Origin of the sequence: Sneathiella sp. P13V-1, assembly GCF_015143595.1 — a bacterium.
Taxonomy (GTDB): domain Bacteria; phylum Pseudomonadota; class Alphaproteobacteria; order Sneathiellales; family Sneathiellaceae; genus Sneathiella.
Genome location: NZ_WYEU01000001.1, coordinates 1212663 through 1225551, shown reverse-complemented (window position 1 = coordinate 1225551; position 12889 = coordinate 1212663). Strand labels below are relative to the sequence as shown.

Annotated in this window: 10 protein-coding genes; 2 read left to right on the top strand and 8 right to left on the bottom strand. The window is 50.1% G+C overall.

Going from position 1 to position 12889, the window contains the following annotated elements; genetic code table 11:
* Positions 1 to 17: 17 nt before the first annotated feature.
* Complete coding sequence (gene putA, locus GUA87_RS05900; RefSeq protein ID WP_227711693.1) at positions 18 to 3713, bottom strand: bifunctional proline dehydrogenase/L-glutamate gamma-semialdehyde dehydrogenase PutA; 3696 nt, start codon at positions 3711 to 3713, stop codon at positions 18 to 20.
* A 152-nt stretch (positions 3714 to 3865) separates the two neighbouring features.
* On the opposite strand from putA, the gene GUA87_RS05895 reads away from it, so the two are divergent.
* Positions 3866 to 4327, top strand: a complete 462-nt coding sequence (locus GUA87_RS05895; RefSeq protein ID WP_193715568.1) for an Lrp/AsnC ligand binding domain-containing protein — start codon at positions 3866 to 3868, stop codon at positions 4325 to 4327.
* Here the strand turns inward: GUA87_RS05895 and GUA87_RS05890 are convergent, their stop codons facing one another.
* From GUA87_RS05890 to GUA87_RS05865, 6 genes are all read right to left on the bottom strand, one after another.
* Positions 4328 to 6103: an SLC13 family permease gene (locus GUA87_RS05890; RefSeq protein ID WP_193715567.1), complete on the bottom strand. Its 1776-nt coding sequence runs from the start codon at positions 6101 to 6103 to the stop codon at positions 4328 to 4330.
* A 15-nt stretch (positions 6104 to 6118) separates the two neighbouring features.
* On the bottom strand, positions 6119 to 6520 hold the full coding sequence (locus GUA87_RS05885) for a nuclear transport factor 2 family protein (RefSeq protein ID WP_193715566.1): 402 nt from the start codon (positions 6518 to 6520) through the stop codon (positions 6119 to 6121).
* 71 nt (positions 6521 to 6591) lie between these two features.
* Positions 6592 to 7401, bottom strand: coding sequence for an iron chelate uptake ABC transporter family permease subunit (locus tag GUA87_RS05880; RefSeq protein ID WP_193715565.1), 810 nt, complete (start codon positions 7399 to 7401; stop codon positions 6592 to 6594).
* Positions 7391 to 8176, bottom strand: a complete 786-nt coding sequence (locus GUA87_RS05875) for an ATP-binding cassette domain-containing protein (RefSeq protein ID WP_193715564.1) — start codon at positions 8174 to 8176, stop codon at positions 7391 to 7393. Before GUA87_RS05875 ends, GUA87_RS05880 begins: the two co-directional genes overlap by 11 nt.
* A 4-nt stretch (positions 8177 to 8180) precedes the next feature.
* The gene (locus tag GUA87_RS05870) at positions 8181 to 8639 is read right to left on the bottom strand and encodes a transcriptional repressor (protein ID WP_193715563.1); all 459 of its coding nucleotides are present in this window, start codon (positions 8637 to 8639) and stop codon (positions 8181 to 8183) included.
* Between the two features lie 81 nt (positions 8640 to 8720).
* Positions 8721 to 10016 (bottom strand): mechanosensitive ion channel family protein, encoded by a 1296-nt coding sequence (locus GUA87_RS05865; protein ID WP_193715562.1) that lies wholly within the window; start codon positions 10014 to 10016, stop codon positions 8721 to 8723.
* A gap of 316 nt (positions 10017 to 10332) precedes the next feature.
* On the opposite strand from GUA87_RS05865, the gene GUA87_RS05860 reads away from it, so the two are divergent.
* Entirely contained in the window at positions 10333 to 11880 is a 1548-nt protein-coding gene (locus GUA87_RS05860; RefSeq protein ID WP_193715561.1) for an acyl-CoA carboxylase subunit beta, read from the top strand.
* Here the strand turns inward: GUA87_RS05860 and GUA87_RS05855 are convergent.
* On the bottom strand, positions 11877 to 12881 hold the full coding sequence (locus GUA87_RS05855) for a TauD/TfdA family dioxygenase (RefSeq protein ID WP_193715560.1): 1005 nt from the start codon (positions 12879 to 12881) through the stop codon (positions 11877 to 11879). The genes GUA87_RS05860 and GUA87_RS05855 overlap by 4 nt on opposite strands.
* Positions 12882 to 12889: the final 8 nt, after the last annotated feature.

Sequence of the window (12889 nt, the reverse complement as noted above, 5' to 3'; positions counted from 1 at the left end):
TTAGTTATCTAAATAGGTTAGTTTTCATATGGGACTGACGCCAGAAGCGCTGCATTTCCACCAGATGCCGTTGTATCAACACTCAACGTTTTCTCGCTCACATATTCGGGCCACGCTCGCGCTGACGCCAAGCAAGGTACTAGTACTCCTGTACGATGTGAAAGCGCTACCCTTATTTCCTTAAGCAAAGAAATGGACTGACCCGACAAACAACAGGCAGAAAGATCAGGAGATTTGAGATGATCCATACTGAACACGGCCTCAGTTGAGAAAACCACTCGCTCCGACAATTGCTTACCTAATAAGTGATTTTTAAACGCGTTCACATCCTGTTCGCTCACCCCGGACACAATCACCTTGTTCCCCGTTGCCAGCAAAGTCAGCATGTCAGACTGCCAATTGGCGCCATGCACCCAAATCAGACCGCGCCCGTGAAAGTCAAGCCTGTTGCTCTCCCCTGTGGGACCGGGGCCATCAATACCGTCTGTCATGAAAGAAGATAGTCGCTCTTTCACATCAGTCAGTAACTCTGCCGATTCTTTGGCAGAAACCTCCAACACCTGATCCAGGAGTTCGCCGTTGGTGATGTGGCCGCTCATTTTATTAAGTTTGTCAATTAACGGCGTGAGGTCTGTACCGTCTGCGGCGAAAGATATTGAGTTTTCTTCAGATCCTTCCGCCGGCATTGCCCCAAACTTCTTCAAATACAGGGGACCGCCCGCTTTTGGCCCAGTACCGGAAAGGCCTTCCCCGCCGAAAGGTTGGGCCTGCACCACAGCGCCGATCTGGTTTCGATTGACATATAGATTTCCAACTTTCGCAAGTTCCGCCACTTTTTGAACCCGACTATCAACCCGTGTGTGAAGCCCCATTGTCAGGCCATATCCAGCAGCATTGATATCTTCAACGACCTGTTCAAGTTCGCTGGCCTTGTATGTGGCGACATGTAGGACAGGGCCGAAGATCTCTTCCGCCATCTCGGAAATGCCGGATACGGAAATCGCCGCCGGGGTGACAAAATACCCGTCACTTACTTCGTTTTTTGGGAGGGCAAGACGATAAAGCAGCTTCCCTTCCGCCTCATGAGTGTCAATGTAGCTGGTGATTTTCTCATAGGCGGCCTTGTCAATGACCGGCCCTACATCCGTTGTTATGAATTGAGGGTTACCGATGGATAATTCATCCACAGCGCCCTTCATCATCTCTATAAGGGTATCTGCGATATCTTCCTGAACATACAGAATACGAAGGGCGGAGCAACGCTGCCCTGCTGATTGGAAGGCCGACGTTACAATATCATCTACTGCCTGTTCTGGCAGTGCGGTTGAATCCACGATCATCGCGTTTAGCCCTCCCGTCTCTGCAATAAGCGGAACGGTAGGTGCTGCATTTTCCGCCAAAGTACGGTTGATATGCTGCGCTGTTGCTGTGGACCCAGTAAAGCAAACACCCCCAACATCAGGGTTGGAGACCAACGCCTGCCCTACGGTACTGCCTTCCCCGGGAAGAAGAGCGAGAACATTTGAAGGGATACCTGCTTCCAACATCAACTGAACAGCTTCAAAGGCAATGAGCGGTGTTTGTCCTGCCGGTTTTGCAAGAACCGCATTACCCGCCACCAGCGCCGCAACAATTTGCCCTGTGAAAATCGCCAGCGGAAAGTTCCAAGGGGAGATACATACGATGACACCTCTCGCGGGAAGCATATCCCCGCCTGCTTTTGCCGCTTCCTCCGCGTAGTAACGACAGAAATCAACGGCTTCCCGAATTTCATTCAACGCATCCCATGGGGTTTTACCCGCTTCACGCGCCAAAATCGCCATCAAATCATAGGCGCGTGCCTCGTAGAGATCCGCTATTTTTCGAAGGATACCAGCCCGATCTTGAGGTGCGGTATTTTGCCATTCAGCCGCCCCTTCTTTTGCCAAATCAAATGCCTTTTGCACTTCATCCGGTGTGGCTTCCAACACAGTTCCCACCTGATCTGTGCGATTAGCGGGATTTATTACCGGTGTCCCCTCTCCGGTCGATACCACACCGTCAATTATCGCTGCGGCATCCCAGGTATTTAATCGGCGCGTTGCCATCTCTTGATCAAATGCCGCAAGAACCGGAGGATTCGCAAAATTAAGGCCTTTAGAGTTCATGCGGCCGTCAGGATAAATCTCATGGGGGAGCGGGAGGCCACCTTTGCCGCTCCAGTAACTAGAATTCTCAAGGATCTCAATAGGATCACGCACCACCTGACGGGCAGGTACCTGTTCATCAAACACCTGATTCACAAAGGAGCTGTTGGCACCATTCTCTAGGAGCCTGCGCACCAGATAGGCGAGCAAATCTTCATGAACCCCGACAGGTGCATAAATCCGACAGCGAGATTGAAATTTCTCCCGCGCCAGATCGTGCAAAGATTCCCCCATCCCATGCAGGCGTTGAAATTCGAACACGTCTGTGTTTGGCGCCATTTCCATAATGCTGATCACTGAATGAGCGTTATGGGTCGCAAACTGCGGATAAATCCGATCTGTCATAGATAGTAGTTTTCGGGCGCACGCCATGTAACTGACATCTGTAGCCGCTTTATGGGTAAAGACCGGATATCTGTCCAGTCCCTGCTCCTGCGCCAGTTTAATTTCAGTATCCCAATAAGCGCCTTTCACAAGACGGATCATAATCTTGCGATCCAGCTCAGTGGCAAGGCCATAGCACCAGTCAATCACGTGCGATGCGCGAAGGCCATAGGCTTGAATGACCACCCCAAACCCATCCCAACCTTTCAGGTCAGATGTGGCTAAGACCGCTTCGATAACATCCAGTGACAGGTCCAAACGGTCGGCTTCTTCCGCATCAATATTGAACCCCATTCCGGCATTTTTCGCCTGAATGGCAAGACTGACAACCCGCGGGACCAACTCTTGCATCACCCGATCCTTTTGCGCGAACTCATAACGCGGATGCAATGCGGACAGTTTGATGGAAATCCCCGGATTTTCCCTCACATCATCAGAATTGGAACTCTCAGAAATGGATGAAATGGCCCGACTGTAAGCCAGAAAATACTTCTTAGCATCTTTTGCTGTGCGGGCACCTTCGCCAAGCATATCGTAGGAGTATGTATACCCCTTTTTCTCCATGGCCGACGCGCGATTCTGAGCCTCCCTAATGTCCCTTCCGAGGACAAATTGATGGCCCAGAACCCGCATGGCCTGTCCAACCGCTTTACGTATAACCGGCTCCCCAGCACGGCGGACAAGATTTCTGATATTTCCCACAACATCCCAGTTTCGACCTTGCTCCGGTGTAATCACCTTACCGGTCAACATCAGCGCCCATGTGGACACGTTTACGAGAGGAGAGGTGGAATGACCCAAGTGCCGGCTCCAGTCGGCCGGGGCAATTTTATCCTGGATCAGCATGTCGATTGTCTGTTCATCCGGCACGCGAAGCAAAGCCTCAGCAAGGCACATCAGGGCGATGCCTTCTTCGGTGCTAAGGCCATATTCCCCAAGAAACGTTTCCATGAGACCAGGGTTTGTATCCCGTCTCAGGCTGCGCACAAATTCCGCTGCATCAGCGGTGATTTTCTCACGGGTCTTCTCACTCATACCGAGCTCGGTGATGAGCTGTTTCGACAGCAGCTTTTCATCTGTGAGATAAGCCTCCCGGATACGATGACGGATATCGGTAAGAGTAGTGCGCGGCATAGCAGTCATTTCCAATTCCCTTGAACAAACAGGATATGAAACTGAATCTAGCGCAGTAATTTTGGCAAATTTACTTTTTTGCGAACTATTTTCGTATATTATTCCTATGAAGTTTCGGCTCTAAAGTAAATTTTACTGCATAATCAATATATGATAGTCATATGGACAAGATAGATCGTAAGATAATCCGCGAATTGCAGGCAGATGGCCGCATCACAATGACGGAGCTGGCCTCCCGCGTCGGCCTTACCAAAACGCCCTGTATTGACCGCGTGAAACGGTTGGAATCGAAAAAGATCATCACCGGATATGGCGCGCGGTTGGATCCGAACAAGTTAGGCGTAGGGCATATCGCCTTTGTTCAGGTTAGCCTAAACGACACAACCGCGGCAGCCTTGCAGGAATTTAATCTTGCCGTTTCCAAAATTCCGGAAATTCAATCCTGTCACATGGTCGCTGCCAATTTTGACTATCTGTTGAAGGTGCGCACTAAAGACGTCACCGAATATCGGCATTTCCTAGGGGCAACGCTGGCACGCCTACCCAAGGTTCAGCATACCAGCACCTTCATCGTCATGGAGTCTGTGACAGATAAATCCACCTTAGAAGTAGATATTGACTGATTATAACGGCCAGAAAAACAGGATCGCCGGAATAGATACAGCGACAATCAGGATTTCAAGTGGCAACCCCATGCGCCAATAGTCGCCAAATTTATAACCGCCCGGTCCCATAATCAGGGTATTATTTTTATGTCCGATGGGGGTCAGGAAAGCACATGAAGCGGCAACGGCTACGGCCATCAAAAACGGATCAGGACTCACCCCAAGACGATTTGCCAAATCTACCGCAATGGGAGCTCCAACCACCGCCGTTGCTGTGTTATTGAGCACATCTGACAAGGTCATGATCACCACCATTAAAACGGTGAGAATGACAGCCGCCGGGAGACCCGCTGTCAAATCCATAATTTCTTGCGCGATAAAGGCTGTGCCGCCTGAAGCCTCCAGAGCACTGCCAAGAGGAATCATAGATCCCAAAAGTACAATCACAGGCCATTCCACCTGGGAATAAACCTCCTGCAAGGGAACAATGTCCAAGATCACATAGGCCGCCACTACAATAGCCAAAGCCACGGCCAGATACAGGCCACCGAAGCTGGCAACCCCAATGGCTGCCGCAAAAATTCCGGCGGCAATTCCCGCCCGTCTATACTGGGTGACGTTCAGGCCACGCTCTGCAAGCGGCAAGACGCCAAGCCAGTTGGCTACTTCTTCCACTTGTTCCGTTGGCCCCAACAAAAGGAGAATATCACCGGCTTCAATTTCAAGTCGGCGAACCCGTTCCCTGAAACGGCGCCCTTGCCGCGACACCCCGAGCAACGTCACCCCGTGACGGCGAAGCAGTTGCAACGACAATGCTGAGCGCCCTTCTATGCGGGCATTATGCGGCACCACAACTTCCAATAGGGCCATACCACCAGACGCCGCTTTTTCATGTCGTTTTTCCCCAACAAATTCCAGCTTTAACGCACCACGAAACTGATCCAGGGATTGTGGCCCCCCCTCAATAACCAACACATCACCTGCCTGAATTTCACGGTGGCGGGCGTAGCCTGAGAATCTGGTTTTCTGACGAACTAATCCGACAATGGATACATCCGCATCTTCTGCCGTTGCATCCAACTCACGAATACGCTTCCCAACAATGGGGGATTTTTCGGGGACTACCAGTTCTGAAAGATATTCTTCCAGATCCGCAAGTTCTACATTTGCATCTTTATCATCTTTGCCCTTCGGAATAAGACGCCAACCGATAAAGGTGACAAAGGCAATACCAAGCACCGCGCACACCAGCCCCACCGGGGCAAAGTCAAACATCCCGTAAGGCTCACCCAGCGCCTGCTCTCGGTAGGCGGCGATAATAATGTTGGGCGGTGTGCCAATAAGGGTAATCATGCCGCCAAGGATTGTTGCAAAAGCAAGGGGCATCAGCGTGACACGGGGTTTACGCTCCCCTTTTCTGGCGGCCTGCAGATCCACAGGCATCAACAAGGCAAGTGCCGCTACATTATTCATAAAAGCAGACAGAATTGCGCTTAAACCACTCATCGCCGCAATATGACTGGATAGTTTCAAATCCATCGCCGTCAGTTTGCGTGTGAGGATATCAATAGCACCCGAATTCATCAGGCCGCGGGACACGACCAGAACCAGTGCCACAATAATTGTCGCCGGATGACCAAAGCCGGAAAAAGCGGCTTCTGTCGGCACCACTCCCAGCACCAGCGCAAGAATAAGCGCTACAAAAGCAATCAGATCATATCGCCACTTCCCCCAAAGAAGAAAAGCAAATACCCCCCCAAAAAGGATGAAAAGAATGGTCTGATCTGACAGCATGGTGCCTCCGATTTATCAGGATGCTTTGGGAGCCATTTTCTGAAGCATTTCACCCATCATCTGATGGATCATATTGATCGCTTTTAGCGGACGCACCATGACTTTGAAATCTGTGATCATGCCGTCATCATCGCAGGTGATCATGTCAACGCCATTCAGGGTAATCCCATCGATAATCGTTTCAAATTCCAGAACGGCGTGATTTCCGGTTGTCACCTCACGCAGATATTTGAAATCATCCCCAGCCAGCACGTGAAAAGCCGCCCCCAAATACAAGGTGGTGAGCTGTTTTCCCGCTTGCGGGGTATGAACAACAGGCGAATGAAACACCACATCATCATGCAGCAATCCATCCAGCGCAGCGATATCCTTGCTCTCAAGGATACCATGCCACTTCTCCAACACATGTTCGATCATCAGAATACTCCCCTGTTTTTGTTTGTTATTTCAAGCAGAGTAGCGCTCAGGAGCGATCAAGTAAACGCCGATCAAACAAATTTTCGGCGCTTGTTAAGCAAAGCCGCTAAAGGGAAAAGCACCACAAACAAAGCAGTTGCCGCCGTCACGATAGAAGGCCCAGCAGGCGTATCCACTTCATATGACGCAAGGATGCCACCACTTACAGCCATCAACCCGAAAGCCGCTGCGAGCATCGCCATGCTTTCAGGAGTTTTTACCCACTGACGTGCGGTCGCCGCCGGAATGACGAGCAGTGAAGTGATCAGCAAAATTCCGACAATTCGAATAGAAACGGCAACAACAACCGTCATAATCAGAACCAGCATCAGATTAACCCAAAAGGTTTTCACCCCTTCCGCACGGGCCAAATCTTCGTGAAGTGTCATCAAAGTCAAAGACGACCAGTTTGCGACCAGAAGCCCTAACACAACAATTCCGCCAGCACCGATCCACATAAGATCCGTCGTTGTAACGGTAAGGATATCACCAAACAGATAAGCGTGAAGGTCAAAAGGCTGATCATGAACGAAACTTAAAACCACCATACCTATGGACAAGGCTGCATGGGCCAAAATGCCCAACAAGGTGTCTGTCGCCAGTACTTTCATCTCCTGCAAAGTCAACAGCATCACAGCAAACAAAGCGCATACTAGGACAGTTCCCAGATTCGTATTAAATCCCACCAAAAGTCCAAGAGCGATTCCCAGCAAGGCACTATGGGCAAGACTATCACCAAAATAGGCCATTCTCCGCCACACAACGAAGCAACCAAGCGGACCTGCAATTAAGGCAATGCCTGCCCCTGCAAGCAATGCCATCACCAAAAAATCATCGAACATTGGAAACTACCTGAATAGGGTCGTGTGTATGACCATCTTCTTCACAGGCTTCATGGGAATGGGGATGATGTCCGTGTGCGTGATGGTCGTAGCTCGCCATCAACGTTGCCATATCTTCCCCAAACAAGGTGATAAAGGCAGGGTTTCTGGCAACCGACTGAGGTGCGCCATAACAACAAACTTCGGATGACAAGCACAGAACGTTTCGCGTAGAAGCCATAACAAGATGTAAATCATGAGATACCATCAGAACGCTCAAGTTCCGTTCTCTATAGACCTTGTCCAAAAGCTTGTAAAAAGCCAATTGGCCTGTGATGTCCAGATTTTGTGCCGGCTCATCAAGCACCAAAAGTTGCGGCTCAGCAAGTAGCGCTCTCGCCAGAAGAACGCGCTGCAATTCACCGCCAGACAAAACTGAAAGAGATTGGTCAAGTGAAGCTCCAATGGACGTTTCCTCAACTACCCGATCAAACTCAGGCTTGCTAACTTTCTTCCGGAGCGTCAAAAATCGTTTTACAGAAATGGGTAACGTAGCATCTGCGATCAAACGTTGCGGCACATATCCGATACGCAAATCCTTCGCGATGGAAACTGAACCTTCGTCAGGCCTGTAAAATCCCATCAGGCACTTCAGCAGCATGGATTTGCCCGCTCCGTTTGGGCCAATGATAGTGATGAAATCATTCTCCATCACATCAACGGAGACATCTTTCAGGATATGGCGACCATCACGGATGACAGATACATCCTTGGCCGAAACAAAAGCGATACTCATTACATCACCCGGCCTGACATTGCTGACACAGGCCTTCAATTTCCAGGGTCGTGTGCGTTGGCTTAAAACCGCTTTTTGCCACCATGTCTCTCAGTGATTTGGCAACATCACCGGCACAACATTCTGCCACTTCCTCGCAATTGGAACAGATCAGAAAAAAACAATCCTTATGCTCCAGCGGATGCTCACATCCTACATAGGCATTCAAACTATTTATTTTGTGAACCAGTCCATTTTCCAATAGAAAGTCCAGCGCCCGATACACGGTTGGTGGCTTAGCGCTATAGTCATCCCCCAGCTGTTCCAGCAAGTCATAGGCTTTGGCAGCTCCGTGATTCTGCCAGACAAGCTCCAGAACACGGCGGCGCAATTCGGTAAATCGCAAATTGCGATCTTCGCAAATACGCTCTGCGGCCTCCACTGCGGTTTCAATGCAATGGCTATGTTCATGTTGGGCGTACATGGACAGCGCTCCTATAGATAAATGTTATATTATTACATATCACATTTGAGAGCTGAGGCAAGGAAGCTGTGTATCTGGATTTTAATTTTCCGTTGAAGACTGATCGCTTGAAATCATTTCAACACGCACATCCCGCTGTGGGAATGGGATTTCCACACCGGCCTCTTTATAGGCTTTCCATATGGCAACCAACACTTCACTGGTAACATTGGCACAGCCATTTTCCGGATCGGTAATCCAAAAGCGCAGTTCCAGATCAATGGAACTGTCCCCAAATCCCCGCATCAGACAACGGGGGGCCGGATTTGACAAAACCCGCGGGATGGTAACAGCGGTTTCTTCGGTCAACTTTATCACTGCGGGGATATCAGAATTATAAGATACTCCGATCGGGCATTTAAGCCGGATATTGTGGGAAGTGTAAGACCAGTTGACCACATGCTGAGTGATGAGATCTTCGTTCGGGATCAGATACTCTGTGGCATCACGGGTAATGACAGACGCATAGCGTGCCCCCATGGAATGCACCCGCCCATATGTTTGGCCAACTTCAATCACATCACCTGGTTTAATGCTCCGATCCAGAAGAAGAATGACACCGCTGATCAGGTTGGAAACCACCTTTTGCAAGCCAAAGCCGATACCTACACCCAAGGCACCACTGAACACCGCGAAGGCCGTGATATTTATCCCTGAATTTGAAAGAACGATCAGGATCGCCGCTGCGATCAGGCCAACCCGCACCAGTTTGGCCAGCAACACCTGAACCGAAGGGGTGAGCGCTTTGCTTTTCTGAATACGGCCTTCTGCAAATTTGGAAAGACCAAGGGTAATCCAGAAAACAATAATCGCTGCCACGATTCCCTTGGCAATTTTCAGCATGGAGATTTCAGTCTCTCCAAAAGTGAAAGCCAGACTGTCTAGGAAAGCAAGAGTGGGCGATAGTAACCCCAGAATATTAAGGGCGGTAATTGACCAGACACACAGCGCCACGAGCCGCGCCCATGCCGAGTTTTGCATCAGTCGGGTAAAGATATGAATGATCACCCAGGCACTGAGAAGCGAGCAGGTAATGCTCAGAATATAAGACGGATGCCCAAGCCCCCGAATAATGGCAAGGACAGCAAACTGGATCGCAAGCCATGTTGCCGGTAGGGAAACGGACACCAGAACGGGAACGGTACGGGCGATAAGCGGATAGGTGAATTTATCTTCCAGTCCGGACAAGGCGGATTTGATTCGGAACTGGACCACTCTCGCCAGTCCATACCCCAAAATAACTGCCAAAATCTGTACGTAGATTTCGATCTTTTGGGCGTTTTGAGAGATCTCCACCCAAATTTTTTGAAGAAAATCCAGAATTTCTGCTTCGGTCATAGATCTACAATACACAGCAAAACTGCGGATTACAAACCTTTGAAAACGCTTATATAAACTGCATCTAAAAATTGCATAAAATTGCGTGTAGAATCTTACAGGATGTTAAAACCTTAAGGGCATATTCTCCCTCGATTGCAGTCGAGTTGATTACCCAGTAGCGTAAGAAATGGCGGCCGGGCCGGAAAGCGCATCCAGCCCCCCCATGGACCCAACAGTCGCGTAACTTGTAGCTTATCCTTTTTAAAAAACACTCGCTCTTTCCCTTTTGCTCCATTACCCTTTTCTTAAAAACAAGAAGAAAAAGGGGGAGCCCATGTCCTGGGAAAAAGAAATCAATGAATTAAAGCACCGTCAGGAACTTGGTCGGCAAATGGGCGGCGAGGAAAAACTCGCACGGCACATCAATGCAGGCAAGCTGCCCGTGCGGGAGCGGATTGATAAGCTGCTGGATGACGGCAGCTTTCATGAAGTCGGCACCATCACCGGCAAAGTGGAATATGACGAAGATGGCAACATCAAATCCATGCAGCCGGCCAACTTGATCACCGGTCGCGGTAAGATTAACGGGCGCAATGTGGTTGTCGCGGGCGATGACTTTACGGTTCGCGGCGGTGCCAATGATGCAGGCATACGCGAAAAACTCACCCATGTTGAAATGATGGCAGGTCAGTTGCAACTCCCCCTTATTCGGCTTGTGGACGGCACAGGTGGTGGTGGCTCGGTTAAAACCATTGAAACGGAGGGCCGCACTTATATTCCGGCGGTGCGTGGTTGGGAACATGTGGTGGAAAACCTGTCTACGGTTCCTGTAGTGGGATTGGCCTTAGGTTCAACCGCTGGCCTTGGGGCGGCGCGTGTGGCGGCAAGCCACTATTCCGTTATGGTCAAAGAAACCTCCCAGATGTTTGTGGCCGGACCACCCGTTGTTGCCCGTGTCGGTGAAAAGCTGGACAAGAATGAACTTGGTGGATCTGACATTCACACCACAAATGGCGCCGTGGATGATGAGGTTAGATCAGAAGAAGAAGCCTTTGAATATGCAGCAAAGTTTCTCTCTTACCTTCCAAACTCCGTCCATGAACTGCCTGAACGTAATGAGATTACCGATGACCCCGAAAGATCAGATGACTGGCTTATCGAAGCCATCCCGCGCAATCCGCGTCAGGTCTACAAGATGCGGAAAATCATCAAATCTGTGGTGGATAAAGACAGCTTTTTTGAGATGGGTAAAAAATGGGGGCGTTCTGTCATTACAGGCTTTGCCCGGATTGATGGCTGGCCTGTTGCCGTTATGGCAAGCGATCCCTACCATTACGCCGGGGCGTGGACCGCAGATGCCGCAGATAAGGCGCTCAGATTTGTGGATATTGCGGAAACGTTCCATTTGCCCGTTGTTCATCTTGTGGATATCCCGGGTTTTCTTGTGGGGCGTGAGGCCGAAGAACAGGCCACCATCCGCCACGGCGTTCGCACCATGAGCGGCATTTTCCAGGCCACAGTTCCCTGGTGCAGCATTATTATTCGCAAATGTTATGGGGTTGCCGGTGCCGCCCACATGAACGCCTCCCGTTTTAATATTCGATACGCGTGGCCAAGTGGTGACTGGGGGTCCTTGCCCATCGCAGGCGGGCTGGAAGCGGCCTATAAATCAGATCTGGAGGCTTCCGATGATCCGGAAGCAAAGCTCAAAGAAATTGAAGAGCGTCTGGATCGTCTCAGGTCACCTTTTAGAACAGCGGAACGCTTTATGGTGGAAGAGATTATTGACCCAAGAAGCACACGAAAACTACTTTGTGAATTTGCCAATCTGGCCGCCCCCCTTCGAAAAGCAGGGCGACCAAGTTTCGGGGTCAGACCTTAGTCCATTAAAGACAGCCAGAGGCGCAACAGATGGCGCTTCTTGGCTGCATCCTCATGATCCTCATACTCAGTTCGGGCATGAAGGTTTGTGTGGTTGGAGAGAAGCTGAATATCGCCCGGCTCCAAATCCATATCCATTAACAGGTCGGGCTTGGCGGCAATGGTTTCATAAAGGTCGAACATCTCCTGCTCTTCGCGCGTAAAGGGCGGAACCTCCTCATGTCGCTGAACCGAACGGAAATAGTCTGCATGATAAAAAGTATGCAAAGTCCCCCTCCCGTATTTGCACGGGGTCACTTCGATATATTTGCGGCCTGCTTTGCTGTTTTCGTTGCGGATATCCAGTTTAACCGGCTCAAACAACCGTGCAGCGAGATCCGGACGCTCCTTCATCAGTTCATTAAATACAGTGACTGAACTGACAATCCGGCTGCGACCACCTGACTTGGCTTTTTTCAAGCACAGAAGGCCAACCACATCTGCCCCATCACAATGGTAGTCGATATTGGCCGCGGTCTTATATAGACGGGATAAGACATCTTCAGCCTTCTCCCCACCAAGATCTGTCACATGGCCCAATAGATCTCCGGACTGGTTTTGACCGCCGGGCCGCCCCAGATGAAGACCAAAGCACCAGAAAAATGTCTCCGCCTTTTCTTGGGACCATTTTTCAACTGGAATACCACGAAGAACCTGAAAGCCGCGACCCGTTTTGATCTCCTCACGCCACACGTCCATTTTCCTGGAAAGGTTAGGGAGGGGAAAATCAGAAGGAAGAAGATCGCGGGTCTCCTTACCGCTTTGCATCGCCACATCAAAAGCCGCTTCAATCTCAGCGATGTCTTCATCAGTGAAATGAACGATCCAATCATCTGTTTTGGATAACTCACGTCCATACCACGCAGCAGGGACATCAAGTATATCATTTAACGGCCCTTCGTCTGGACGGTCAAAATAGTGACGGGTTTGCTCTTTATAAGGTAAATAGCCTGCTTCAGACATATCCGCCC